The sequence below is a fragment of the Flectobacillus sp. BAB-3569 genome (assembly GCF_002270355.1).
Lineage (GTDB): Bacteria > Bacteroidota > Bacteroidia > Cytophagales > Spirosomataceae > Flectobacillus > Flectobacillus roseus.
The window spans coordinates 445,858-472,120 of the sequence record NZ_NJFZ01000009.1; the positions used below are offsets into that span (position 1 = coordinate 445,858).

A 26,263-nucleotide genomic window follows, 5' to 3' on the forward strand; every position below is an offset into this window, starting at 1 on the left:
TTAATAGAGTTTTATTATTCTACAAATATGGTAGATTAAATATTTTGTTGGGAAATTATTTTATTTCTTCAGTCGACATACAAAGATTACGTCTTGACTTGAATCTATTTGAACATTTTCTTTTGGGTTGAATAAGGGTGCCTATCAAGTAAAACTTTAGATCAAGAACTAGCTAAATTATTCGCTTTGGCACGAGATGCGTGTTAAATTCATTACAAATCTCTTTTCTCTTTGCAATGAATTTTGAAAGCTCTAATGATTAGGATAGAAATACCAAATCAAATTTTCAGGTAAAATAGTTTAAACTTAGCCTCTACAAAATCTCCTACAGGAAATTCCGACAAAAATCTGTAATTTTGCCAAAATTTTCGAGCGTAGAATGCTTATCTACATTTTATGCTCCAATCATTCAATTTTATAGAAATGTCTGCAGAATACAACTTTAGAGAAGTAGAACAAAAATGGCGTCAGTTTTGGGATGAAAACCAAACCTACAAAACTGAAATCGACCACTCAAAACCAAAGTATTATGTGTTGGATATGTTCCCTTATCCATCAGGAGCGGGTTTGCACGTAGGTCACCCACTTGGGTATATCGCAAGTGATATTGTGAGCCGTTATCGTCGCCTCAAGGGTTTCAATGTATTACACCCAATGGGTTTTGACTCTTTTGGTTTGCCTGCTGAACAATACGCTATCCAAACGGGTCAGCATCCTGCCATTACAACCGAAGATAATATTGCTACATATATTCGTCAGTTGAAACAAATCGGTTTTAGCTACGACTGGTCAAGAGAAGTGCGTACTTCAGATCCTAAGTTCTACAAATGGACTCAGTGGATTTTTATGCAACTTTTCAATCACTATTACGACAAAGATGCCAATAGAGCTTTGTCTATTGATTCTTTGGTAGAACGTTTTGCAGAATCTGGAAACACTGCCGTGAAAGCGGTTTGTGATGAGGAGACGCCAACATTCACTGCAGAAGATTGGAATAATATGTCGGGTCATCAGCAACAAGAATTGTTGTTGAAATACCGTTTGACTTTCCCTGATGAATCTGTAGTAAACTGGTGCCCAGGATTAGGAACAGTTTTGGCCAACGATGAGGTAAAAGACGGTGTTTCTGAACGTGGAGGGTTTCCAGTTGAACAAAAGAAAATGAAGCAATGGTCTATGCGTATTACAGCGTATGCCGACCGTTTGATTGATGGCTTGAACGAAGTAGATTGGTCTGATGCTATCAAAGAACAACAACGCAACTGGATTGGTCGCTCTCAAGGAGCATCGGTTCGTTTTAAAGTTGACCGCTCTACAGTATCAGAAGAAGCTCCAGAATTTATCGAAGTATTTACCACACGTGTAGATACCATTTACGGAGTGAGCTTTATGGTAATTGCTCCAGAGCACGATTATGTTCCATATTTGACTACAGAGGCTCAAAAAGAAGAAGTTGAGGCTTATGTAAATTGGGCAAAATCTCGCTCAGAGTTAGATCGTATGTCGGAGGTAAAACGTGTTTCAGGTGCGTTTACTGGAAGCTATGTTATCAATCCATTTAATGACGAGAAAGTACCGATTTATTTGGCTGATTATGTGTTGGCTGGTTATGGAACTGGCGCTGTAATGGGCGTACCATCAGGCGACCAACGTGACTGGAATTTTGCAACACATTTCAATTTGCCAATTATTCCCGTTTTGGATGCGCAAAAAGAAATTGAAACACAAGCAGATAATACAAAAGAAGGTAAATATATCAACTCTGGTATCATCAATGGCATGGAATACAAAGAGGCTACGGCTACGTTGGTTCAGTCATTGGAGGAAAGAGGTATTGGTAAAGGCAAAACACAATTCCGTTTGCGTAATGCGGTATTTAGCCGTCAACGCTATTGGGGTGAGCCAGTGCCAGTATATTTCAAAGATGGTTTGCCATACTTGATTGAAGAATCAGAATTGCCATTAGAATTACCTTCAATTGATAAATATTTACCAACCGAAACTGGCGAACCACCACTTGGTCGTGCAGAAGGTTGGAAATACAAAGGCGAATACGAATACGAATTGAGTACCATGCCAGGCTGGGCAGGTTCGTCTTGGTATTGGTATCGTTATATGGATGCCCACAACGAGGAGGCAATGGCAAGCAAAGAGGCTATCGATTATTGGCAAGCAGTTGACTTGTACATTGGTGGTTCTGAGCACGCTACAGGGCACTTGTTATATAGCCGTTTCTGGAATAAATTCTTGAAAGATATTGGTTTAGTAAACGAAGAAGAATTTGCCAAAAAGTTGATTAACCAAGGTATGATTCAAGGTCGTTCTAACTTTGTATATCGTATCAAGTCATCGAATGGCGAAGGCAAAAAGCCTGTTTTTGTTTCGGCTGGCTTGAAAGACCAATACGAAGTGACTCCATTGCACGTTGATGTAAATATCGTAAGCAATGAAATTTTGGATATTGCGGCGTTTAAAGCTTGGCGTTCTGACTTTGCGGAAGCTGAATTTATCTTGGAAGGCGACAAATATGTTTGTGGAGTAGAGGTTGAGAAAATGTCAAAATCGAAATACAATGTCGTAAATCCAGATGTGTTGGTGGATAGAGTAGGGGCAGATACCTTACGTTTGTACGAAATGTTCTTGGGACCATTGGAACAAGCAAAACCTTGGAATACCAATGGTATCGACGGTTCTTTCAGATTTATCAAAAAAGTATGGCGTTTGTTCTACGATGAGCAAGGCAACTGGAAAGTGAAGGACGAAAAAGCTACGAAAGAAGAGTTGAAGGTATTGCATACAGCCATCAAAAAAGTAGAAGACGATTTAGAGCGTTATTCGTTCAATACCGTAGTTTCAAGTTTGATGATTTGTGTAAATGACTTAGGTTCGTTGAAATGTTCTAAAAAGGAAATTTTGGAACAATTAGTCATCTTAATGTCTCCATATACGCCACATTTGTCGGAAGAATTATGGTCGTTGTTGGGTCATGAAGCTGGAACGGTTTCAAAGGCTTCTTTCCCTAAATTTGAGCCATCATACTTGGTAGAATCAAGTTTCGAATATCCAATTTCTATCAATGGAAAAGTAAGAACAAACATTGCTTTCCCTGTAGATTTGGCAAGTTCAGAAATCGAAGCTGGTGTATTGGCAAACGAAGTAGTACAAAAATGGCTTGAAGGCAAAACTCCTAAGAAAGTTATCGTTGTACCAAAACGTATTGTTAACGTTGTGTTATAAGATAATTTAGAATGGTGAATTGTGAGTGGTGAATGAAGTTTTTAAAAAGAAATTCACCAGTAGAGACGTAATACTTTACGTCTTAACAAAGTATCAATCTGAAATATAATATCAAAAAGGCGGTCGAAATTAGTTTTTCGACCGCCTTTTTGGTTGCGGGTGAATAAATTCAGCCGCTAAATGGAATCACTTTTATTTCCAACTAGGGTGCGACTTCAGTCGCACCCTAGTTGGAAATAATGCAGGTTTTCTATTAAATTTTTGTCATAAGGAAGTTGATATGAAATGTTATTGATACGCAGTTTGTTACTTAAAAGAGCGATTATTCATCTTTATCCAAAATCATAAATCATCTCTTTAGTCGTTCTGAACAAAACAACTTTGACAAAATGGACATTACAGCATTACAATTCCCCATTGGAAAATGGTCGCCAAAAGGCGAGTACACACCAGAAGAGTTTCAGGAAAGACTCAATATTTTAAAGAATATCCCTGCCGAGTATCGTGCTTTAACTGAAAATTTGTCGCATGAAGATTTACAAAAACAATATCGTGAAGGAAGTTGGACTATTCAGCAGTTAATCAATCATGTAGCAGATATGCACCTGTTGCATTATATCCGTTTCAAACATGCCTTGACTGAGACCGACCCTAATGGTGTGGTGGCTAAAATTGATGCTTGGGCAACGATGGAGGAGGCCAAAACGGCACCTATCGCATTTTCTTTACAAATGATAGAAGGAACTCACGCTCGTTGGACGTATCTCATTGAGCAAATGTCAGAGGAGGAATTTCAGAGAGGATATTATCATCCAATTCGTCAAATATATATCAAATTAATTGATGCCTTGGATATGGGTGCTTGGCATGCCAAACACCATTTAGAGCATATCAAATTGGCGTTGGGTAAGTAAAGGGTATTCTTAATTGAGTGAATTGAGAATGAGTGATTTTTTATTATATATTTCCTGTTTACTGGACAAAATTGAAGTTCCTAGTTCAAGACTTAGTCTTGGACTTACTTTTTTAAACAGTTTAAAACTGTTTCCATAAAATTCTGTGACGGAGTCCAAACACTTGAAGGTCTTTTACTCGTTTTGTCTAGTATGCTAGATAGCTGATTTCTAGATAAAAAGCACTGCTTCTCTAACAGTAAAACTCAACTAATAATCAAAAATCACTCATTCAACATTCATTAAATCTCATATGTTAATGCCACAGTTTGTTTGATTTTGCATAAAATCGCCAACTCAGTAATGATGCCGAAACAAACAAACTAGAAGTAAGTCCAATCCAGATACCAATATGTTTGAGGTCAAGTACAAACCCCAAGAAATAGCACATTGGTAGACCAACTACCCAATAAGCAATAAAGGTAATGACTGTTGGCACATTGACATCAGCAATACCTCGTAAGATACCTACACTCACTGCCTGTACTCCATCGAATAACTGAAATATTCCACCCCAAATAATTAATTCGGCCGCCAGTTCTACTACTTGGTCGTCTTTGACATAGCTTGCCAAAAAATCATTGAATATCAGGAATATCACACTGCAAGTCCCCATAAAAATTAGCCCCATCAATAAGGCAGACGTTCCTGCATTGATGATGGCTTTTCTATTTTTTTCGCCCATCCCCGAACCTACACGGATACCTCCCGCAGCACCAATGCCCGTAGCCGCCATAAAGGTCATGGATACAAAACCTATAGCCACTTGGTGTGCAGCCTTATGTGGCAAACTGATCCATCCCATCATGACAACAGCACCATAAAAAGCCGCAACCTCACTAAATCCCTGAAATCCGCTCGGAATACCCAGCTTCATTATTTTTATAGATAGGGTTTTAACAGAGTCAATTTTATCAGAAACTTCAGTTAAATAAGGCTTAAACAAACTCGATTTGTAGGTATATCCAATAATCGCTATAGCCATATAAATTCTGGATATTAATGTAGCATATCCTGCACCATTTAAGCCTAATGCAGGAATTTGTCCCCATCCATTGATTAACACATGATTCAAGACTACATTTAGAATTAATGCGCTAATCGTAATCTGCATTGCTACCTTGGTCTGAGAAAGTCCATCTGTAAAACTCTTGAATGCTGAAAAAAGGAAAGATGGGAATATGGATGCTGTAATAATCCACAAATATTCTTGTGTCATTGACTTGATTTCTATTGGCTGTTTCAAGAGTTCTATATTAAGTCCAAAGAGAACAATCAAAATGGCACAAATACAACTCATGATTAGTGAAACAGCTAAGCTAGCTCTTAATAATTGGTGACATTCCTCTGGTTTTTCGGCAGATTGGGCTGAAGAAACCAAAGGCGCCACTACTTGCAAGCAGATATAGCCAATAATAGCGATATTAAAGAAAATACCATTTGCATCAGCAGCAGCGGCCAAGGCTTGAACTGAGCCATGCGCCATGCGACCTACTTGTACTGTATCTGCAAAGCCCATTAACATAACCCCAACTTGAGCGGTAATAATGGGTAGTGCAAGGTTAAAAGTAGCTTTAAAATCAGATTTATAACGATTGAGAAAAGTATTCAAGAGAATGGATGGTTTTGTTGTTGATAAAATTCGGAGGGCGAAATTACAAAAAAATAACCTCACACTTGGTGAGGTCATAGGGAGTTTTCTTCAAATAGTCACAACGGAGTATTATTTTAGCAAATCATCGAGATGCAAAGTTTTCCTATTTTCATAAATTTCTACAAATTGTTTGAATTGATAATATCCGTACTTAAATGGATCCTTCGAGAGCTCATCATAATTTGTATTAAAAAATTTAAGAGGATCTTCTCCTTTTGGTACTGGATTAGGAAGTTGTTTGGTAAATTTTAAGGCGTATTGATAACATTTTTGTAGCTCTTTCTCATAGCCTGCTTCTTGCCAGTAAGCAATCGCAATTTGGTTGGCAAGGTATTCGCCTTCATAGAAATCTAAATATTTACGATTTGCTTTTTTGGTTAAATACGCATCGGTTCCATGACCCAATTCGTGAATGATGTAAAAACCATTGAAGAAAAGCCCAAACATTTCTTCCCCTTTGCTTTTACTCTTATTGAGTTCTGTAAAAAAGGCTTTTTGAGGCTCAATTACCTGTGCCCAGAGAGGTAAATTAATGGTAGACAATTCATGATCCCAGTACACTAAATAGGGACTTGTGTTTAAAATAGCTTTAGCTTTTGGTAAAATATTGCCTAATTTCTGAGCAATTCTGATTTGATATTTGAGCCTCACAACATTGGCATCTCTCACCAATAACGTAGAGTCTGTATAGCGATGAAACAGCCCATTTTGAGAAAATGTCAGACTGTAAGTTACGCAAAGAAGGAATAGCGATAGGAATATATGTTTTTTCATCAAGGAAAGCTGGATTTAAGGTTCAATTTTAGTAAAGTTAACCTTTTTGCTTGTCTGATATATATTGCAAGGTTTTAATTTAGTATCTGGTTTATTGACTGCTGTAAGGTGCTGAACTACCATGTGGTAAGAGTAGCATTTGTAGAAAAGAATCATTTTAGGAAAAATAAAAGCCGTAAGAAACAGAAGCTTCCTACGGCATAATTGAAAGGGGATAGATAGTGTTAAAGTTTTGCTTGATTGGAAATGGGCAGTCTATTTTGACTGCCTTTTCCGTTATCAAATTTATACAAATGGTTAATGCTACACAGTAAAGTAGGGACTTCATTGACAAATTGTGCGGCTTTGTTTAAAGTCCCCAAAGGAGTTGAACTCCATATTTTGTTGTACTCAGAGAATATCTTTTTAAGGCACTAGGGTTTAGGCATTAGTGGATAGTTTTTTTACACTAACCGCTAATGCCTACCATCACTTCCTCAATATCAGCCTCAGTAATAGCAGGATTAGCACCGCTGTGAGAAGCAACAAGGGCACCAATGGCACAGGCAAAATTCAGCGCATATTCTGAGGATTTTTCTGCTAGAATATTTTTCAAGAAACCTGCTAAAAAAGAATCTCCACTTCCTATGGTATCTGCTACTACTACTTTGTATCCTGCTTGTTGGTAAAAGTATTTTTTACCATCGCTTTCTAATCTTAACAAGATAGCTCCGTCGCCGCCTTTAGTTACAATCAGGGTATTGAGATTAAACTTTTGACTAATTTCACGCAACTGGTTTTCTTCATCTCCTTCTATTTCGTACCATTTTGCAACGATTTTTAGCTCATCTTCATTGAGTTTTACGATATCCGCATATTGTAAAAACTCCTCAATTAAACCTTGTGAATAGTGTGGAGGACGAAGATTTATATCGAATACCTTCAATACTTTGGTTTCTTTTGGTAAATTTTTCAAAATACTCAAAAGCGTTTGATATGAGGTATCGTCACGACTTGCCAAAGTGCCAAATACCAAGGCAGAAGCTTGATTGACTAGCTGTTGAGTAGCTTCATTGGTCTGAATGAAATCCCATGCCACGGGGTGAACAATGGTATACGTTGCCTCATTCTTTTCAGAAAGTTGTACTTTTACCCATCCTGTCGTTAAAGTTTCGTCTTCCTGAATCCACTCAGTGGTACAATTTTTACTTTCTAGAAAAGCTTTAATTTCTGCCCCTAATTCATCTTTTCCTATACGGCTAATCATTTTGGCTGGAATTCCCAAGTTTTGTAAATGCGTTGCCACATTCATGGGAGCTCCTCCAGGTAATTTGCCACTAGGAAGCATATCCCATAAAACTTCACCAAAACAGCAGATATATTGTTGCATTTTCTGAATGATTAATTCGTTATTTTTTCGTTTTCCAAAAGTCAGCTGAACTTATAAAATTTGATTAAACTCCAATCGTTCGCCATCTGGACCTTTGATATTGAAGTATTTACAGCCATTTTTCCAAAAAGGAAGAAAAACAGGTGCTTCTTCCATAATTTCATATCCACCTGCCTTGAGTGTTGCAAAAGTCTGGTCTATATCTTCCACATCAAAGGCAATATGGTCGACATGACCATCTTTTCTGCTAGCAATTTCGGGTAAAACTGTTTCTGGAAATTGATAAATTTCGATGATAATTTCACCACTTTTCATCATGGCAACTTTTCCGTTCCCCTCTGGATGCTCAAAAGCAGATCCCATAACTTTTTCAAAACCTAAGCTTTGATAAAATGCCTCTGATTTTTCAATATTGGTGACTGGAATTCCTATATGTTGTATTTTTTTAAGACTAATGACATAGCTAAGTGGCTGATTTTTGAATTAGTGGATCAATCTTTTTTGCAAATCTTCGAGCGAAACACCTTTGGTTTCTGGCATCATTTTCCAGACATAAATCAATTGGAACACCATCATGACACTGAAAAAGGCAAAGATGGGACCACCGCCTAAATGATCGGCAAAGTATGGAAAGAAATTGGCAATCAAGGCTGCAAATACCCAATGTGTCAGTGAACCAAATGCCATACCCGAAGCACGAACCGAATTAGGGAAAATTTCAGAAATAAATACCCAAATCACTGAACCTTGACCTATAGCGTGTGCCCCAATAAAAGCAAACACATAGTAAGGAACGTAGGCATATGATTCGTTATAAAAAGCCATGGCAATCAATGCCAAAGAAATAATGTAACCAATCGAGCCAATGTACATCAATACTCTACGACCATAACGATCAATCAAATACCAACCAATAATCGTAAAAATCAAGTTGAAAACTCCAATGCCCGATGTTGAAAGCAATGCACCTTCTTTACCCAAACCTGTCATTTCGAAAATGCGAGGCGCATAATAAATCACCGCATTGATTCCCGAAGCCTGATTGAAGAAAGAGAATAAAAAGGCCAATAGGAGTGGGAAGAAGTATTTTTCGAAAAAGTTTATCCGTACTACTCGATGCTTCTTGTTTGGCTGACACCATGATTTCATCGACTGCTCCCGAGACGTTTTCTTCCGTAATGGCTAACACTTCTCTTGCTTTGGCTTCGTCACCCTTGTAGAGCAATAGCCATCTTGGTGTTTCTGGGGTAAATAACATCAAAACTGAAAATAGCAATGATGGAAAAGCCACAACACCCAACATCCAGCGCCACGAATCTGCACCGCCTTGAAGAAGATAGTTAGAAACATAGGCGATAAGAATACCAAAAACAATATTAGCTTGGAACGAAATCACCATACGACCACGATATTTTGGCGGAGCAATTTCGGAAATATATACAGGCGCAACCACCGAAGACGCCCCGATACTCAAACCTCCAATAAACCTAAAGACCATAAACATATTCACTCCCGAAGCAATCGCTGCCCCAACGGACGATAGGAAAAACAGAATACCAATCCACAAAAGTGTGTTTTTACGTCCATACTTATCGGCAGGAATACCACCGAATGCAGCGCCAATTACAGTACCATATAAGGCAATGGCAACTGCCAAACCGTGTGTCCAACTATCGAGATTCCACAGTTTTTGGATTTCGAGTTCCGCTCCCGAAATTACAGCAGTATCTAGACCAAATAGGAAGCCTCCCAAACCCACAGTAATAGACCAAAGTATCAGTTTATTGTTCATCGATTATTTTTTTAGAGATTGAAGTATCCTTAATAGTAAAACATTTATCGGAATCACTGTTAAACCCTATCTGCTTTTTGCCCAAAGTTCAAAGCCAATTCTTGATAGTTGTTTTGGTATTTATCAAAGAATGAATGCAAAAATATAAAGGCTATTGTTTAATTAATTATTTGTTTTATTCTATTTTTAGTAAGAATGTTTTGAAGATATTGTACTATTTTTGTAACAAATCGGAACAATTTGGAACAGTCTGGAAAAGATGAACATAGAGAAAAACGTTTGCGAAAAATTATATTCAGAAGTAAAAACTAAACTTCAACAAGAGCTTACCAAAAGGGGGAAAACGTTTCGAGGGTCTGAAACACACATTTGGAAAATGACTGAACCGAAACTAGAGAAAACCTATTTTCAATTAGTTCTGGAAGAAAATACTGGATTGAGCTTTTCGGCAACCTTTAACAATATGTACCTCTGGCGAAAAATGAATGAGGTGCAAACCAAAAAGGTAGTCAATTTTCAAGAAGACTATTTGGTCATGTTTGTAAAATTTCTTGGATATGAAACCCCACAAGCCTATCTCGACCAGTTTTCGATGAATTTGCTGGACTTTTTTGGTATCAAAAAGAGAGTAAAATTTGGATGATTCAGGCGATATTTGATGCCAAAGACCAGCAAAATCCGAGTGGGTTATTTGAAGGGAAATCTCCAAGGAGTGATGAGCAAACCGTAGATTCGCGAGATACCGAATGTTTGCTTGAAATCATAGATCTTTTTCACGAAAGTAATTACATTTTGCCCAAAAGACATTATGATCAAGACTTGGTAAAACTAGATCACGGGCAATATTTTTTGAAAGAAGCCGATGCTCCTTGGGATAAAGTAGATTGTGTATTTGCGATAGGTTTTTATTCTAATTATTTTGTTAAATGGGCCTTACAGCAAGAATTGGGTGCTTATATCGAGTTTGATGAAAATAATACTCGATTTAGAGTACGCTATTATAATCAGATTTTAGAACAATCACTCTGGAGCGATTATTATGAAAGTAATGCAGGGTTTGATGTAGGATTTTTGGCAAAAGTCCCCATGCAACTACCTAATAATCGGGTAATTACTGCCTATTTTATTTCAGGTATAGAAAACAAATCTACTCGTTCCATGACTAGCTATCTTTGTCAAAATTGGAAAGCCATTGCCGACAAATACGACGTAGAACAAAACCTATCAGTAGACAATTCACCTTTTGTGATGGTATTCAAAGTAAATAAATCTAATCTTCGAGAGTTGTATTGTCAGCAAGTGGTTCTTATCCAATAAAAAGGATATTCACTAAGCAAAAGACTGAGATTTACTTGTATGTAAGAAATCTCTAGATTATATTTCGCACTATAGATAATTGTAAAATGTTTCAATTATTTCATTGGCACTTCTAAACTTTAGTCTTCAGGGTTTATCCTGTAGACTAGTTTGGATAATGTCATTTTAAGATTGATTCCATTCGTCTATTAACTCCCCTAAATTTACTTACTATTAGGTATAGGAATATACTCCATAAAATTTGAATTTTGAATGATTCAACTAAAATATTCTTGCTACTGATTATTTTTTGAGACTTTAATCACTTTAACATTTTATTAACAGATTCATTAGCAATAAATCTGTGCATCAGAGGGTTATCTTATCAAAGGTCTAATTGATAGTTTCTTGTTTGGTGCTCTGTAAAGAACTTTTAAGCCACACTTTCATCATGCCATCAATCAAAATATTAATTGCTGACGATCATCCTTTAGTAGCCGAAAGTCTAGGAATGCTCCTCGATTTACAAGAGGATCTAGAGGTAATTGGAACAGTAAACAATGGTTGGCAGGCTCTTAACTTTGTCGAAAGTACACAGCCAGACATCATTATCGCCGATTTACAAATGCCCTTACTAAATGGAATTAGCATGACGATGCGTTTACGGGAAAAATATCCTAAGGTGAAGGTAATTCTGTTAACTATGAGCGAAGAAGCATCAGATATTAGAGAAGGACTTCAGGCTGGAATACATGCGTATATTATGAAAAGTGCAGAAAGACCTGAACTCCTCAAAGCTATATATGCGGTATCAAATGGACAAAAGTATTTCAGTGAAAAAATTGAAAAAAAACTAGCAGAAATACCAAATCCCGAAAATCCAAGTGGACATTTAACATTGAGCGATGAAGTGCCTCTAACCCCACGAGAATTAGAGATTGTGAGGCTGGTTTTACAAAACAAATCAAGTGTAGAGATAAGTGAAACGCTTTTTGTTGCCCTTAACACGGTACATACTCACCGTAGAAATCTCATGAAAAAAATAGGAGTCAACACAAGTATTGGCTTAATGCAATGGGCCATCAAACATGGTCTTGTCGAACCTTAAAAAAATAATCTAAACTATCACTTTTAACCTGTTTCAAACATGATGACTTCATTAAGAGTTCTTTTGAACCCTTCAAATTCCTATGCAGAGAAATTTTTAATTTCAAAGCAAGAGCCAAATACTCGTTACAGAACGTTAGTGCATGTATTTGATGAAACGCTTACTAATATTAATAAAATCGAAGATGCTTTTGACAAGTATGTATCGCTGCATATACAAAATGATGAAATATTGAAAATGCAAGCGACAGGGCGTGAAATTCAATTTGTTCGTGAAGGAGGTAAAGTTCAGAGTTTGAAAGAATACAACCTTGAAGTTGAGGGAGATCCATTTATCTATATTATTTGTTTTAAAAATAATGAAATGGTAGATTATAACAGATACTCATTGCTATCAGTATTTTCAAATGGGAAATTGAAATTAGATAATATTGATTTTGAAAATCAATTCAGAGTATATAATGCAACGGTATCTTTACCTCCTCATAATGGTGATGTAACTATTGATTTACCATAAGCTCTATGAAACAAAGTGTTCTTCAAACGGAGTACCGCACTTTAGAATTTTTGTTATGGTGCATTTCGAATCAAGTAAATGATAATAAAGGTTTATTTTATGCCAAACTTCTCGAAATGTACCATTCTAATGATATGCAGTGCTATACAAATCCAATAGAATCCCCAAGAAATTACTTAAGAGTTCTATCGGGTAAGAGCGAAAGTTTTTTTCTAAAGCAACCCAAAAAACTTGATCTGAATTTAACTATAGTCAATGAAGCGAAGATTTATACAGTTTTTGAAAGTCTAGAAGAAATTAAACGCTTTTTACCTCAGATGGTAAGTTTCTTTAGTGAGTTTAATGTCATTGTAACTAAGTATTATCCTATCGAAAATTTGTATCAAGCATTTAGTAGAAAGGAAAAGTCCAATGCTCCTATTGGCTATCGTGAAAATATAGCATTTTCGATTGGAAAAACTTTAAGCCTAATTCATGAGACATTAAGCTCTCATGTTACACGTCATGAATTTAATTACAGATTTCCGAATAATATACCTAGGGTAACTATTTCAAAACTGATTTCAGACGATCATTTTTTTGATTCTATTAACAATAAAAATTCCTTAGATTATTCATTAGTAGAGTTCTCAAACTTTAATAATCCTACACTTAAAAATTTGATTCTCGAATTCTCTAAATTATGGAATAACGATGATTTTATACATTTTGATTTAGCTACCCGAAATATGATTTATTGGGAAGACAAAGTCATATTTCTTGATTGGGAAATGTGCGGTTGGGGAGATAGAATTTGGGATGTAGTTTGCTGTTTAAATTCAATACTTGATACCATTTATATAGACTCATCTTTGATTGTAAACGCTGATGTTAATACTTCGTCACCTAAATATACGCAGGCCATAAATATGATTTACCAATTTCTGATAGGGTATTTTGGGGAGAAAGAGTTAACTATACACCTAGCAAAAATTGAAGTATATTGGATGATTTATTATTTAAAAGTAATAGTTCAATCTGAAAGTTATTTCAGTAAAGTATCTCAAACACTAAACTGTTTTCTTCCAAAAAATGAGCCAATTTGTTGAAGATCTTCGCCTTTTATTGGCAAATGTAACTTTTGATAGACAAAAATCAAGATGGGTGAGTCCAAAGCTTCCAAACTTATCTCGTCTGGAAGATATGCTTTATCATAATTATCACATTTATCCAAAATATAAAAATGGGTGGTTGAAAAATGAAGATATTGAATCATTCACCATCGAAAATCAAATAAATAACGAGAGTAAATTTTGGTTTATCAAAAAAGAGACTGAAGAAAAAGACGGTCAACTTGTTGAAAAAAATAGCCACGAATTTATAATTAAAGATGGCAGTTACATTCGTGGAGGTAAATTGCAAATAGATGGTAATGTCAGAGATTATGTGTACTTGAGTACTCCTAAAAATATTTTCCGTAACTTCAAAAAATAGCGAGAAATTAACTGTCGCTATTGCTGGCGACAATTATATCTATATGGTTGGAAAGCCTACATTAAGGATATACTTCCATTTAAAGTGTTTTACTCGTGGCATAAGAGAATGGGTTAGGTTTATCTCAGAAAAATTAGATAGTAAAGGAATTCCTTACACAATGAAGTATTTGCTAAATCAGAAGGATTACATTTATAGTGATTCTGCTGTTCTTTACATTTCACAAAGTAACTATCCTTTAGTTCTGCCATTTTTACATGAAGTATCTGTAATATTTGGTGACACTGAAGCTAACCTTTTAAGAAGTAGCACTCCTCTGTTTACAAAGAAATTATTCCGAGGAATTGCAATCGCAGAAGATCCTATTATCAATATTGGACATAACAAAGAAGAAACAAGTTTTGGGAGAGAATGTTGTGACCGTATTGTAAGAATATTAGAACAAGATTCTGTCAAATCTCTGCTTGAAATAAATAGCTATGATATTGAGACTGCTGTCATTAAGATTGCAGAAATTGCACAAAATGAATCCTTATTTAACGTAGAAGAACCATTTAGAAATCCTGGTACATTTTTCAATTATGAAGTTCCAACATTTAAGGAAAGTAGGGAGCAAATAACTTATCTTCCATGGTGGGGAGATTCAGGAAGGTTATTGTTTCTAAAATTGGCACTGAAATATGCAAATGAACTTTGTGAAAAAGCAATCTGGATTTCATCAAATAATTGTACATGGATTACTTATTTCGAAGAACAAGCAAAAGAAGGAGAAGAGTATTATAAGAGAACTTTCCATAGGGTAGTTGGGAAAAAAGAGCTAGGTTTGATCAAATATTTCTTGGAGAAGCTTTCACAATTCGTAGAAGATAAGGACTATTATAAACGAGTTTACTCTTCCATTAAATATGATACAGAAATTGATGGTGATATTTTTTCAAATGAAGATTTTGATAACCTATTGAATCATTTAGTACTCAAAGAAATAAGAAATAAGTACATTAAAGACTGTGTTAATACTCTTGTTACAAGGTTTGAGATATCATTTGAAGATGCATCCAATATTATAGAAAAAGTAATCATAAAACAAAATAGTGATACTGAAATCAATTCACTAATAAAGGAGATTTCTCTTCTTTCATCATTGAGAAAGAATAATGCCCCCAGTCAACTTGCTATCGAAATTCTTCATGAAATAAAAAATAGCATGCAATTCAAAATGCCTAAAGATGAGTTACTCAACCAAGTAGTTATTGATGGTAATATTACTAACCTAAGAAATATTGCTGAAAGAGATGCTCTAAAGCTAGCAGACATAATAATGAAACGTTATGAAAGCGTAGATTTGCCTTTGAGAAATACCTTTAATAATTATAATTTTTGTCCAGGGATTGAAGGTAAAGCAGGAATTGGATTGTTTTTCTTAATTCTTTTTGTGCCTTCTGTTACACCTAAAGTAAGATTTTTATCAGAAACAGCTTAACTACATCATATGCCTAGAAATCTAGTCTAATAACCTATTGTAAAATAGCATGTTATGGATGTAATGTTATTGGTGTCTGATGCTATATATAAAGTGCCATGGTTTGCATTTACTCTATTCTGGATATTTTTTAATCCAATTCCAGATGACAGAGTTGCATGATCAAAGCCAACTCCGTTGTCAGACACAGAAACCTTAAGCTTATCATTTTCTTTATAAATATGTATGGATGCCCTGTTAGCTTTTGAGTGTTTGATTACATTATTTACTAATTCCAAGCAAATACTGTAAATTTCAAGTTGAAATCGTTTGTCTTCAGGAATATCTTTTTGTTCTATATGCAATGACAGATGTAGTTTGTCTCCAAGATTAATATCATTGACTAGTTTTTCTAAAGCGCCTTTTAATCCTTTATTCTCAAGTTCAATGGGCAATAGATTATGAGAAATTAGCCTAATTTCCGAATAGGCAGTCCCCATCATGTCTAAAATTCCATCATATACCTTTTGTTCTTTCTCCGTAAATCTATCTCTATTTAAAATTTGAAGCCTCCATCGCATTGCCGAAATCATAGCTCCAAGATTATCGTGGAGTTCAACTGCTACTCTTTTTCTTTCTAATGTTTGACCTTCAACTAAAGCAAGTAATATTTCATCATTTTTCTTGATTAATTCAAAATTAGCCTGTTTCAAATCATGTGTTCTATTCTCAACAATTTTTTCTAAATTATAATTTAGTTCCTCTAAATCTTTATTGATATTGACAATTTCTTGTCTTTGTTGTTGAATAAATAGATTCTTGCGCTTCAACTGAATATGATTCCAACCTAGGATACAACCACTAAGAAGCAATATAATTATACTTCCAACAGCAATTTTACGTAAGCGTAATTCTTGATTGTATTCCTGATTGATATTTTTAAGTTTTAATTCGCTTTTTTCATTTTCGTATTCATATTTTAAGTTTTCAATGTCTCTATTATTATTCTGTAGTTTTATTTTTTCTTCAAGAGTTCTATATTTTTCAAAGAAAATGAGAGCCTTATCATAATGTTTAGTAGCTTTAAAATACTTGTAGGCAATTTCATAAAGATAGGAGGACGAATGATTTGTGCCCCCTTTTTCATTTAATAGGATAGCTTCATTCAAATGACTTTGAGCTGTAGAAAACTGTTTTAAATTCAGGTAAATATCAGCTAGACTAGCTAAAGTAAATACTCTATCATAAACAGGATATCCATTTATTGATTCTTCTTGTGATTTTACGTTAGAGAAGGTTTTCAAGGCATTCTGGTATTGATTGAGCTTTTTTGACAAATACCGATATTGGTCAATGCATACAAACTCAGACCCGGAAAGTTTAGATTTTTGTTTTTTTCGTAACACAATGAAAAGTATTTAATAGCATCATAATATTTATTTTCCTCTAATAAAACAATGCCCATATAATTGAGATTATTGAGATACTGAGAAGGTTGGTTTATCTTTTGAAAGATACTTATACTTATACCGAGGTAATGCTTTGCTTCTTTGAAGTATTTTAATTTTGAGTAACTAATTCCTAGCATAGAACCACATTTAGCGACCATTATTAAATTATTAGTCTTTTCGGCTAATATTAATCCTTTATATAAATATTCAGTGGCTTTCATATATTGCCCTATACTCATATAGTTAAAACCTCTTGAATATAAAACATTCGTGTGTCCTTGATGCCACTCTCTATATTTGCAAATTTGCTCAGCAATGTTTAATAAGCTAAAGGAACTGTCTGGATTTGTAGCAATTATGCTTCTACTAATCTTACAAAGTAATGAAGCTCTTAATGTATCTGTATCTAAATTTTTCCCTGTCGCAGGTAATTCCTTTAGCTTCTTACTTAGACTATCTAATTCATTATTAGACATTGTTGCAACGGTCGCAATTATCCAAATGAAAAAAAACATTGATATTTTCTTATATAACATAGCAAACAAATTAGTGCTAAACAGGAGCCTTATAATATTGTCAAAAGTTTACTTCTGAATCAAAATACCTAATACATGGTATTGGGTTCTGCAAAAAAAATATTCACCTTTACACCAATGCAAACAATCAAAACATACACCATCGGTTGGGACGTTATCAATAAAGTGGGGTACCTAACCATCTTAGATGATACAGGTAAAGAACACATCTTTTCTGAGCTATCTCTTGATGAATTAACTTTTCTTCAATCGATGCTACAAAATCCGAGTGTGTTGATCGATCCACAAAACTGGATTGTTGCTGGATGGCAAATTAATAGTTCTGTAAATATGGGGAAATAGCAAGCATATTAGAATACTTGATAATAAGTAATTTGTATGTGCAGATGTATTTCAATAATGAGTTACACACAGGCTCTTGAGGTATAGAGCCTGTGTTGTAAAAGTACACTTTTATGAGTGAGAATTTCCTAAAAACGATTTGAAGTCTAATAACTCCCCTCAAACAATACCTTCACAACTGTAGCTTTTGCATAGAAATCACTAGAGTCTATCGAAGCCTTTCCCAGAGTTTTGCCATCACAAGTATAAATATACGAAGCAGGGTTGGATATCGATGAATTGTAAACGCCTATATAATATTCTAATTTATAATTACCTGTACTATCCTTATGATTATATACGTATTGTACTACTTGTAGTGGTCCACTTTTAGGCTTTTGAAATTCGGATACTACCGTTTTTAACCAAGGTAACTGCTCGATAGCAGAGGAATTATCGTTAAAACATGTAACTTTTGGCAATGTGACTGACTCGCTAACTGAGCAAGAACTTATCGAAAGAATAAAGCCTAGACATAGTAAGCATAGGAGGTTTTTCATAGAGCATAAGCTGTTTTTGTGTAAAAAACACAAATATACTTTAATTGTAGGTGTTAGAAATGAAGCATGTAGGATTTTTCAATTTTAGTGAGAATTACCACCTAGAGAAAGTCAAAGACTTGTAGTTATACTTTGAAGTTTTGGGGAATTATTGGAAATGGTAGGTACTGACTTGGAAGCTAGTACCAGCGGGAGCGAAACTTTCATGGCTGTTCCTAAGCGTGGCACTAACACAACACTCTTCGTAAATATTAATTTCTAGATTCACTACTCCAACAACTGTTCCAACACCAAGGTATTAGTCCATTAGCGCAAGTTTTAGCCTTGTGCTTTCTATTTCTAAAGTTTTAAAACTTTACTTCAGATAAGTTTAACTCTTTTACTATCAGGATTGGAAGCCTTGGATATGCTAAGTGCTGGCTTCCAAGCCAGCACCAGCGTTTTTTACTTTATTACCGAAATCAGAAATCCCAAATCATCAATAGTTTGAAATCCTTCTGATAGTCCTAAAATCTTATACTTTACTCTTCAAGCCTAACGCCCATCACTTACATTTTCCCATTCAAACTGAATCAGAAAAGGCTCTTTCTTTTTCTTATCAGCAAAGTCGAGTGTTATTGTTGCTGCATGAAAAGTGGTTCGTTCGCCCAATTCTATCTGTTCGACCTCTTGATTATGAAAAATTTTCTTAATTCTTTTTGGTGCATCATATTCTCTTAGGGAATGATTTTGTAGTACTTGACTCAAACAGTTGTCATAGTCATAATTTTGGGTTGCGAATAAACCGAATTCAGAGGAAGTTACTAAGACGAGAAATTCATCAATATAAAAATATCCCAATATGCTCATTTTACGATACTTATAATAATTCATTCTGGCCATATTAACTTTCAAAAGCTTCGTCACAGTTCTATCTGCTTGATGTACGATTTCTTCCTGAAGCAAAATAACCGTAGATTTTGTATCAATGTATTTGCCAGTACCTTTTGAGTTACTTACGTCTGCCTTATCAACGTACCTTCTCAGTGCTTTTATGGTAACTGAGTCTTTAATATCTAATAATGGAATCGTACATTGAGCAACTAAATTATGAGTAGAAGTAAAAAGTAGCATACACAATAGTGCAAGAAATGAAAGGTATGTTTTCATAAGAAAGGTTATATTAAAACTAATTTAGAGATGTAACTTGTTTATTAATGTAGAAATTACCTTGTTAAGATATAAAATTTATTCTTTTCTATTTTGACTCTATTGATTTTTATTTTAGTAAAAGCTTAAAATACAATTCTTTGGCTAATGGCTCTAGCGTATGTCTTAGATTTATACTTTCGATAAATAATGTTTTAAAACTACAAACAAAAAAAGTCTAAGTCTAGGACATGAACGAGGAACAGGCCAACCTACTAGTTGTTGGTGGAAAAACACCAACAATGGTAAAAAGCCTAATAAATAGCAGTCTACAATTGTGACCAAAGGGATAGCCCTATCTGTACCTCTTATTTATGGTGTACTTCATACTTATTGTGTTGCTGACGCATGAGTTGTTGGTGAACAAACACCAACAATGGCGAAAGTTGATATTTTACATCATTGTCCATTTTGATAAAAGCTTTGAAGATTTGAATTATAAATACCCTGTTTCAAAAAAAATCGGTACCGAAATATTCAGTACCGATTACAATTTAACCAATAATTATTAATAAAATTCTTTATTGTCTAGTCAATGTTTCCTTCACAATACGAGGAGCTGCTACGTTATAAGAGTAATGCAAATAGAATCTCTTCGTAGCTGGGTCATAGTAGTTTTTAGAATAACTCTGGTCTACGTTTGGAGTTGCTCCCGATGGTTTAACAGTTACTGAATTATCAGGGTTGATGGTCAACAACATGTAATATCCAGAACCACCTAGGTCACCTAATTCAGCAATTACTGTGTTAGCATTCACACTTACCAAGTCTTTTACACGGTCGATCGCACGGTCACCAGCAGTTGGGTGTGAGAATACCCCAGCAGCTTTGTAACGACCATCCCATTGGTTTTTAGCGATGATTTTGAACAAGGCTGAACCCAATCCTGAGCGGATTTTATAAGCACCTGCGTTATCAACCGTAATACCTACTGCATAGTCAACTCCAGCAACCTTAGTTGGGTCAATAGTAATTGAAATCATTTTACTGAATTCACCCGGAGCAAAAGTTACCTCAGTTGAAGATAGTTTATAAAACGAAGTAGGTAAAACTTCTAATTTAGCCAATTTGTTGGTTTCTGCATAAATATTATAGGCCTCTACAGGAGAATTATCCACTTTGATTTTGACTGTTACAGAGCTTTGTAACTCGGCATTTGAATTCACATCTCGGATAATTTCAACCATTTCTGCAGTTTTATCGCCCGCAGAGAGTTCTAAACCAACTGTATTAAGTCGGGTATTAGCAGCAGGAAGTCTTACAAAATTTGAACCTTTCCCTTCTATTAAATCCTTACCTTCTTCGATACAACTTGTCATCGATAAAAGAGAACTTAACATCAAAAAATTAATTATATTGATATATTTTTTCATTGCTTCTAGAATTAAAATGTTCGTCTATTTGTCCCACCAAATTTTAGCATCTTGTGTATCGCCACCTGTTAGTCTTGATACGGCTGCTTGATAATTTGTTTTGTTTAGGTTTGGCTCATTTGAACCATACACGAAACGACGAGGAATTTGCTTACTTGAGTTTGTAGCTTTTGGTGTTGGAACAAGAGCAGGAACCCCTGTTCTACGCCATTCTGACCAACCGTTCGCACCATCTGGGAAGAATGAAATATAACGTTGAGTACGAATTTTTGTAAGTATGTCAGTACTTGTTGTGCCTAATTGAACACCTGCATTCTCCATGAAAGTATTAAACTTCGCTTGATCAAATACGCCCCATTGTTTCCAAGACATTTCAAGACCTTTGCTGTACATAGTTGATGCACTTTCAGTGGTCCAGCCCAAAGCAGCAGCTTCAGCTCTTGCCAAATACACACTTGCAGCAGTCAATACAAATGAAGTTGCACTACCTTCTCTGTAGGTAGGACTCAAGATTCTAGACCAGTCAGCGTGAGTGTTTGTATAGTTCACAGCATCGTCACGAGTCAAACCATAAGGCATTGGAACCACAGTACCACTTGCATTTGGTTCGCCATAAGCGTTTACACGAGCGTCAGAAGTAGCATAAAGCATATTTACGATTACATCACTGATACCGTAATCTTTACGTCCGTTGTAAGTGTTGTACCAAGGGCTATTGAATGTACCACCTGGGTATGCCACCTGAGTATTGTCCTCATTTGCATCAATCACACCACCATTAGCAGCTAGAGCATCCAAGAATTGCGCTTTACCAGTAGTTGGATCAACTTTTGACAAACGAAGCGCCATGATTAAACGCAACGAGTTAGCAAATTTTTTCCAACGAGTTAAATTACCGCTATGAACAATATCACCTACAGGTGCATCTCCGCCATCAAATTGAACCACAGCTTCTTTCAACTCTTTAAACAAACCTGTGTAGATTTCTTGTTGGGTATCGTATTTTGGTTGTGTTTTAAGCTGTAAAGCTTCCGAATAAGGCATATCACCCCATTGGTCAGTCAACATCAAAAAGCGGTATGCTTTTACAATACGAGCCAAGGCGATTTGGTTATTGTTTGAACCATTTAAGGCAGCATAAGCCTTAGTCGCTGGGTCTGTGTTGTTATTGATGATATTTTGTAAGTCATACAACGAACCAGCATAGTTGCCATCCCATCCAATTTGAGGAATAGCATAAAGTGATGTTTCTGTATATTGAGTTTCAGCAAAATATTGGCAATACAATCCATTTCTGATTGACCCGTTGTTTGCAGGACTATCAAAATCCAACAAGGCATTTGTAAGCAAAGCAGAGGTTACAGGGGTTAGGATTGCATTTGGGTTGTCGTTCATTGTTCCAAAATCCGAACAACTTGCTGTGAAAAGCATAACTGATGCAAAACCCAGCGTTTTTAGTATATTTTTACTTATCATCTTACTCTTCAATTAAAATCGTTTGTTAGAAACCTAATTTGATGTTTACACCTAATGATCTTGTGCCTGGGAACTGACCGTTTTCACCGAAAATTTGAGACATCTCAGATGGGTCAAAATCTCTGTTTTTAGTATAAATCAACCAAGGGTTACGAGCAACAATTGAAACCGTTGCGCTTTGTAACAATTTGCTTCCTTTTACCGGAATTCTATAACCGATGCTAATCTCTCTCAATTTGATAAAGTCTAGGTCATAAACGTGTTCTTCTGAAAGTTTATTTGTAGCAAATTGGTGGAAATAGGTATAAGCATCTACATACTTATCAACCGCAGCACCATCAGCAGTAACACCTTGTACGTGTACGCCACCACCATCAGCGATTGGGTCACGGATAGGGTTTCCTTTGTCGTTTACGCCTGCTGTTCTTTCAAACAAACCAGAGAAACCACCCCAGTAATCTGACAATGAGAAGTATTTACCACCTTTAGAGAATTCAATATTAGCAGAAAGAACAAAGTCTTTATATTGAATTTGGTTGAACCAACCACCCGTAAAGTCTGGTAATACACTACCCAAATAAGAGTTTGGAGTAACTACATACATACCATCAGCAGTCAACACTTTCTTACCATCTTTGTAAGTATATGCACCCCCACGGATTTGACCCCATGCTTCACCTACTTGGTGAACAACTGTACCCACACCAAAAGCATCTGAAGTTACTGTAATCGCATCAACGCCTTCCGCAAGCGCTAATACTTTTGAAGTGTTTTTAGCCCAGTTTACAGTAGTTGTCCAAGTTACATCTTTAGTTTTAACAGGAGTTGCATTTAATGAAACCTCCAAACCATGACGGTTGATTTTACCAGCGTTAATCAATTTAGAAGTAAAACCACTTGTTCCTGAGATAGGTACAGTAATGATTTCATTGATTTTATCTTCGTTGTAATATGTTACCGACAAGCCAAGTTTATCCTTTAAGAATTTCAAATCCAAGCCAAATTCATAAGAAGATGATAAAGCAGGTTTGATATTAGCATCTACCAATGTATTAGGAGTTCCCATGTATGAACTAGAACCAAATTTTGCACTAGCTAATGTGTAATTGAGCGCCAAGGAGTATGGACCTAAGTCAGAACCCACTTGCGCCCAGCTAGCACGAACTTTACCGAATGATAAGGCAGGAACTGTATTACGAATCAAATCTCCAAAGATGAATGATGTACCTATTGAAGGGTAAGTGTATGAGTTCGCATCTTTTGGAAGAGCTGAAGAACGGTCATTACGAACAGAACCTTCTAAGAAGATAATGTCTTTGTAACCAAATGAACCACGTGCGTACATACTGCGGATTTCTTTGTCTGAACGGTAAGAACTCAAAGAAGGAGTCGATGATGAGTTACTCAAAGCAAAGTAGTCTGGAATAACCAAACCGTTTACTGTACCAGCCGACATCGTTCTGTAGCTATCATGACGAATGTTACCCCCAGCCAAGGCATCGATTGTAAAATCGTTGATGTGCTTGTTATAAGTCGCCATCAATTCATAGTTCATCTCATTTGGCGTATTTCCATTGTTTATAATGTTACCATAAGTTTGATAAGTGCTATATCCAGCCCTTACGCCTGTCTGAGTAGCCGATGTTTGAAGAATAGTTGGCACTTTTGATTCACCGAAAGTATTACCTTGGTTGAAACGAACAAAACCTGCTACTTTCAAATTATCATTGACTTTGTAAGTCAAGTTTACATCACCAAACATACGTCTTCTGTTTTCCGAAATATCTAATTTATCGAAATACGAGTAGAAATTATACCAGTAGTTTGCTCCGTAAAAGTTCAATGGAGAAGATGCATAAGCACCTGGGTTGTTGTGGTTCCAGCTCGCTAAGATACCTTCTGGAGAAGTCAAGTCTTTCAATTCCTTCAATTTATTCAAATCCAAATCTCTGTGGAACCAAGCGTTGAATGAACCTGAAGACTGGTTGGCATAACCGTCATTAAATTGCCCTTTGATAGTGTACTCCGACAAGTTGATGTTAGCAGTAGCAGTCAAATGTTTTCCTAAATCTACGGTAGTTTGTGACGAAATATTGTACTTCACACCACTTGATTTGTACATCAAACCATTTTGGTTTTGTGCTGTAAATGAAATACGAGTAGAATAGTTGTCTCCAGCTTTCGAGAAATTTACGTTAGTGTTAGTAGCAAACTGACCTTGGTAAAAATCACGGATGTTGTTTGGTTGAGCTACCAAAGAGGCAGTTTTTCCAGTATATTGTGTGCCTGGATACCAAGAATACCAAGGAATATACTCCTGACCAACCATACGAGGCCCCCAAGAAGCATCATCCGAGTAATCATGATAAAACTTTCCATTCAACGCTTTCCACTCTTCTGGCATACCAGCTTCCCAGTTGAATTTAATCATATCTGAAGAAGCACCACCAGCATAAGAGTTCTGGTAACGAGGTAAAACATAAACTGATTCATAAAAAGTACTTTGGTTTAATTCGATACCAACGCCTTTTTTCATTGTACCTTTTTTCGAAGCCATGATGATTACACCAGCATCACCACGCTGACCATAAAGTGCTGTTGCACTAGGTCCTTTCAAAACTGTCACTGATTCTACGTCATCTAAGTTTACATCAGATGAACTTACAGGGTTACCATCAAGGATGTAAAGTGGAGCTTTGTCGCTCAATGAACCCGCACCACGGATACGGATACTAGCATCGCGACCCAATGCTACTGTTGACTGGCTACGCACCTGAATACCAGCTACTTTACCAGCTAATGCGTTATTTAAGTTTGTTTGACGAATCGTGTTTAATTGTTCGTCTTTAACACTCTGAGCTGAGTAAGCCAAAGATTTTTCAGAACGCTTTGCACCTAAGGCCGTTACTACAACTTCTTCAATTTGTGAAGTGTTTACTTTTAATGCCACGTTGATTTGTGATTGCCCACCGACTGTTACAGTTTGAGCGGCAAAACCCACAAATGAAAATGTCAATACAGCATCTTTTCCTACAGCGATTTTGTAGGAACCATCTGCACCCGAAGTTGTTCCACGAGGAGTACCTTTAATAGAGATACTAACGCCAGGAAGTGGAGCACCATCTTCAGATGAGGTCACCTTCCCTGTAACTTGCCTATCTTGTGCAAACGTGTTGCCTATCTGTACAAGAAAAAATACAGTAATAAGCAGTAAGAGTTTTCTCATAATGATTATTGTTTAAATTGTTTGGTAAAAATTATCTTAAAGGTGGAAAAGAGATATACTTATGTCTAACGATAAGGATATACGTATCCTAGAAAGGGTACGCTTTGTATCAAGCACACACAGTTAGAATTGCATCATTCCGATTAGAAAAGATGGATATAGAAATATCAAAACCCAAATAGTCGTGTAAAGACGTACTTTTTAGGGGCAATTGTTGTGGAACAATGCTTAGGTTTTGGATATTTGAGATTGAATAATAAAAGGAAAGCCTCTAAGTGCGGTTTCACCCAGAAGTTGTGTTTGAATCTTGATAGTTTTCCTTTAGTTTGGTTGAATTGTTGGTAAAGTTTTTCAAGCTAATTAGTCAAGTTATGTCAAAGAATATCCTCTTTCGAAGGATAATATTTAACGGGAATAAATTTAGTTTCGGTTTAAGTTTTAATCGAACACCTGACATTAAAGAAGCTATCTACTAAAGAAGATTGACAAGAAGTATATTTA

Annotated in this window: 21 protein-coding genes and 1 pseudogene; 10 read left to right on the top strand and 12 right to left on the bottom strand. The window is 35.8% G+C overall.

Annotated elements, in window-relative coordinates:
- Window positions 1-423: 423 nt before the first annotated feature.
- Together leuS and BWI92_RS11145 are read left to right on the top strand one after the other, a co-directional pair.
- The gene (gene leuS, locus BWI92_RS11140; protein WP_095163376.1) at window positions 424-3,237 is read left to right on the top strand and encodes a leucine--tRNA ligase; all 2,814 of its coding nucleotides are present in this window, start codon (window positions 424-426) and stop codon (window positions 3,235-3,237) included.
- A 389-nt stretch (window positions 3,238-3,626) separates the two neighbouring features.
- Window positions 3,627-4,151, top strand: coding sequence for a YfiT family bacillithiol transferase (locus BWI92_RS11145; RefSeq protein WP_095163245.1), 525 nt, complete (start codon window positions 3,627-3,629; stop codon window positions 4,149-4,151).
- A gap of 295 nt (window positions 4,152-4,446) precedes the next feature.
- Here BWI92_RS11145 and BWI92_RS11150 read toward each other — a convergent pair whose 3' ends face one another.
- The 5 genes and pseudogenes from BWI92_RS11150 to BWI92_RS28835 all read right to left on the bottom strand — a co-directional run bounded on the left by BWI92_RS11150 (window position 4,447) and on the right by BWI92_RS28835 (window position 9,779).
- On the bottom strand, window positions 4,447-5,802 hold the full coding sequence (locus BWI92_RS11150; RefSeq protein ID WP_176464395.1) for an MATE family efflux transporter: 1,356 nt from the start codon (window positions 5,800-5,802) through the stop codon (window positions 4,447-4,449).
- Window positions 5,803-5,913: 111 nt separating this feature from the next.
- Window positions 5,914-6,618: a hypothetical protein gene (locus BWI92_RS11155; RefSeq protein ID WP_141234750.1), complete on the bottom strand. Its 705-nt coding sequence runs from the start codon at window positions 6,616-6,618 to the stop codon at window positions 5,914-5,916.
- A 448-nt stretch (window positions 6,619-7,066) separates the two neighbouring features.
- The gene (locus tag BWI92_RS11160) at window positions 7,067-7,987 is read right to left on the bottom strand and encodes a carbohydrate kinase (RefSeq protein WP_095163252.1); all 921 of its coding nucleotides are present in this window, start codon (window positions 7,985-7,987) and stop codon (window positions 7,067-7,069) included.
- A gap of 51 nt (window positions 7,988-8,038) precedes the next feature.
- Window positions 8,039-8,443 carry a VOC family protein gene (locus BWI92_RS11165; RefSeq protein WP_095163254.1) on the bottom strand — a complete coding sequence of 135 codons (405 nt, stop codon included), beginning with the start codon at window positions 8,441-8,443 and terminating at the stop codon, window positions 8,039-8,041.
- Between the two features lie 27 nt (window positions 8,444-8,470).
- Window positions 8,471-9,779 (bottom strand): annotated as a pseudogene (locus BWI92_RS28835) (sugar porter family MFS transporter).
- A 259-nt stretch (window positions 9,780-10,038) separates the two neighbouring features.
- On the opposite strand from BWI92_RS28835, the gene BWI92_RS11175 reads away from it, so the two are divergent.
- From BWI92_RS11175 to BWI92_RS11205, 7 genes are all read left to right on the top strand, one after another.
- The gene (locus tag BWI92_RS11175) at window positions 10,039-10,422 is read left to right on the top strand and encodes a hypothetical protein (protein WP_095163256.1); all 384 of its coding nucleotides are present in this window, start codon (window positions 10,039-10,041) and stop codon (window positions 10,420-10,422) included.
- Window positions 10,419-11,096, top strand: coding sequence for a hypothetical protein (locus tag BWI92_RS11180; RefSeq protein ID WP_095163258.1), 678 nt, complete (start codon window positions 10,419-10,421; stop codon window positions 11,094-11,096). The genes BWI92_RS11175 and BWI92_RS11180 overlap by 4 nt, the downstream gene beginning before the upstream one ends.
- 430 nt (window positions 11,097-11,526) lie before the next feature.
- On the top strand, window positions 11,527-12,183 hold the full coding sequence (locus tag BWI92_RS11185; RefSeq protein WP_095163260.1) for a response regulator transcription factor: 657 nt from the start codon (window positions 11,527-11,529) through the stop codon (window positions 12,181-12,183).
- A 39-nt stretch (window positions 12,184-12,222) separates the two neighbouring features.
- A complete protein-coding gene (locus BWI92_RS11190; protein WP_141234751.1) occupies window positions 12,223-12,699 on the top strand; it encodes a hypothetical protein in 477 nt (158 codons plus the stop codon).
- A 5-nt stretch (window positions 12,700-12,704) separates the two neighbouring features.
- Entirely contained in the window at window positions 12,705-13,787 is a 1,083-nt protein-coding gene (locus BWI92_RS11195; protein WP_095163263.1) for an aminoglycoside phosphotransferase family protein, read from the top strand.
- Window positions 13,771-14,172 (top strand): hypothetical protein, encoded by a 402-nt coding sequence (locus tag BWI92_RS11200; RefSeq protein WP_095163265.1) that lies wholly within the window; start codon window positions 13,771-13,773, stop codon window positions 14,170-14,172. Before BWI92_RS11195 ends, BWI92_RS11200 begins: the two co-directional genes overlap by 17 nt.
- Window positions 14,173-14,215: 43 nt before the next feature.
- Window positions 14,216-15,652 (top strand): T3SS effector HopA1 family protein, encoded by a 1,437-nt coding sequence (locus BWI92_RS11205; RefSeq protein ID WP_141234752.1) that lies wholly within the window; start codon window positions 14,216-14,218, stop codon window positions 15,650-15,652.
- 26 nt (window positions 15,653-15,678) lie between these two features.
- Here BWI92_RS11205 and BWI92_RS11210 read toward each other — a convergent pair whose 3' ends face one another.
- Window positions 15,679-16,935 carry a sensor histidine kinase gene (locus tag BWI92_RS11210; RefSeq protein WP_095163269.1) on the bottom strand — a complete coding sequence of 419 codons (1,257 nt, stop codon included), beginning with the start codon at window positions 16,933-16,935 and terminating at the stop codon, window positions 15,679-15,681.
- Window positions 16,932-17,558: a hypothetical protein gene (locus BWI92_RS11215; RefSeq protein ID WP_141234753.1), complete on the bottom strand. Its 627-nt coding sequence runs from the start codon at window positions 17,556-17,558 to the stop codon at window positions 16,932-16,934. The genes BWI92_RS11210 and BWI92_RS11215 overlap by 4 nt, the downstream gene beginning before the upstream one ends.
- A 177-nt stretch (window positions 17,559-17,735) precedes the next feature.
- On the opposite strand from BWI92_RS11215, the gene BWI92_RS11220 reads away from it, so the two are divergent.
- Window positions 17,736-17,960: a hypothetical protein gene (locus tag BWI92_RS11220; RefSeq protein WP_141234754.1), complete on the top strand. Its 225-nt coding sequence runs from the start codon at window positions 17,736-17,738 to the stop codon at window positions 17,958-17,960.
- A 146-nt stretch (window positions 17,961-18,106) separates the two neighbouring features.
- On the opposite strand, the gene BWI92_RS11225 is transcribed toward BWI92_RS11220, so the two are convergent.
- The 5 genes from BWI92_RS11225 to BWI92_RS11250 all read right to left on the bottom strand — a co-directional run bounded on the left by BWI92_RS11225 (window position 18,107) and on the right by BWI92_RS11250 (window position 25,762).
- Entirely contained in the window at window positions 18,107-18,499 is a 393-nt protein-coding gene (locus tag BWI92_RS11225; RefSeq protein ID WP_095163277.1) for a hypothetical protein, read from the bottom strand.
- Between the two features lie 534 nt (window positions 18,500-19,033).
- A complete protein-coding gene (locus BWI92_RS11230) occupies window positions 19,034-19,648 on the bottom strand; it encodes a hypothetical protein (RefSeq protein WP_141234755.1) in 615 nt (204 codons plus the stop codon).
- Between the two features lie 560 nt (window positions 19,649-20,208).
- On the bottom strand, window positions 20,209-21,060 hold the full coding sequence (locus BWI92_RS11240) for a BT_3044 domain-containing protein (RefSeq protein ID WP_095163284.1): 852 nt from the start codon (window positions 21,058-21,060) through the stop codon (window positions 20,209-20,211).
- A gap of 24 nt (window positions 21,061-21,084) precedes the next feature.
- Complete coding sequence (locus tag BWI92_RS11245; RefSeq protein WP_176464396.1) at window positions 21,085-22,491, bottom strand: SusD/RagB family nutrient-binding outer membrane lipoprotein; 1,407 nt, start codon at window positions 22,489-22,491, stop codon at window positions 21,085-21,087.
- 70 nt (window positions 22,492-22,561) lie between these two features.
- Window positions 22,562-25,762 carry a SusC/RagA family TonB-linked outer membrane protein gene (locus BWI92_RS11250; protein WP_095163289.1) on the bottom strand — a complete coding sequence of 1,067 codons (3,201 nt, stop codon included), beginning with the start codon at window positions 25,760-25,762 and terminating at the stop codon, window positions 22,562-22,564.
- Window positions 25,763-26,263 lie beyond the last annotated feature (501 nt).

What these genes read in the sequence shown, in the direction of transcription:
- BWI92_RS11185 (WP_095163260.1), top strand. Translation starts at nt 11,527, where the DNA reads ATGCCATCAATCAAAATATTAATTGCTGACGATCATCCTTTAGTAGCC.
- leuS (WP_095163376.1), top strand. Translation starts at nt 424, where the DNA reads ATGTCTGCAGAATACAACTTTAGAGAAGTAGAACAAAAATGGCGTCAG.
- BWI92_RS11240 (WP_095163284.1), bottom strand. Translation starts at nt 21,060, where the DNA reads ATGAAAAAATATATCAATATAATTAATTTTTTGATGTTAAGTTCTCTT.
- BWI92_RS11245 (WP_176464396.1), bottom strand. Translation starts at nt 22,491, where the DNA reads ATGCTTTTCACAGCAAGTTGTTCGGATTTTGGAACAATGAACGACAAC.
- BWI92_RS11180 (WP_095163258.1), top strand. Translation starts at nt 10,419, where the DNA reads ATGATTCAGGCGATATTTGATGCCAAAGACCAGCAAAATCCGAGTGGG.
- BWI92_RS11250 (WP_095163289.1), bottom strand. Translation starts at nt 25,762, where the DNA reads ATGAGAAAACTCTTACTGCTTATTACTGTATTTTTTCTTGTACAGATA.
- BWI92_RS11200 (WP_095163265.1), top strand. Translation starts at nt 13,771, where the DNA reads ATGAGCCAATTTGTTGAAGATCTTCGCCTTTTATTGGCAAATGTAACT.
- BWI92_RS11205 (WP_141234752.1), top strand. Translation starts at nt 14,216, where the DNA reads ATGGTTGGAAAGCCTACATTAAGGATATACTTCCATTTAAAGTGTTTT.
- BWI92_RS11195 (WP_095163263.1), top strand. Translation starts at nt 12,705, where the DNA reads ATGAAACAAAGTGTTCTTCAAACGGAGTACCGCACTTTAGAATTTTTG.
- BWI92_RS11220 (WP_141234754.1), top strand. Translation starts at nt 17,736, where the DNA reads ATGCAAACAATCAAAACATACACCATCGGTTGGGACGTTATCAATAAA.
- BWI92_RS11160 (WP_095163252.1), bottom strand. Translation starts at nt 7,987, where the DNA reads ATGCAACAATATATCTGCTGTTTTGGTGAAGTTTTATGGGATATGCTT.
- BWI92_RS11230 (WP_141234755.1), bottom strand. Translation starts at nt 19,648, where the DNA reads ATGAAAACATACCTTTCATTTCTTGCACTATTGTGTATGCTACTTTTT.
- BWI92_RS11145 (WP_095163245.1), top strand. Translation starts at nt 3,627, where the DNA reads ATGGACATTACAGCATTACAATTCCCCATTGGAAAATGGTCGCCAAAA.
- BWI92_RS11155 (WP_141234750.1), bottom strand. Translation starts at nt 6,618, where the DNA reads ATGAAAAAACATATATTCCTATCGCTATTCCTTCTTTGCGTAACTTAC.
- BWI92_RS11190 (WP_141234751.1), top strand. Translation starts at nt 12,223, where the DNA reads ATGATGACTTCATTAAGAGTTCTTTTGAACCCTTCAAATTCCTATGCA.
- BWI92_RS11215 (WP_141234753.1), bottom strand. Translation starts at nt 17,558, where the DNA reads ATGTCTAATAATGAATTAGATAGTCTAAGTAAGAAGCTAAAGGAATTA.
- BWI92_RS11175 (WP_095163256.1), top strand. Translation starts at nt 10,039, where the DNA reads ATGAACATAGAGAAAAACGTTTGCGAAAAATTATATTCAGAAGTAAAA.
- BWI92_RS11225 (WP_095163277.1), bottom strand. Translation starts at nt 18,499, where the DNA reads ATGAAAAACCTCCTATGCTTACTATGTCTAGGCTTTATTCTTTCGATA.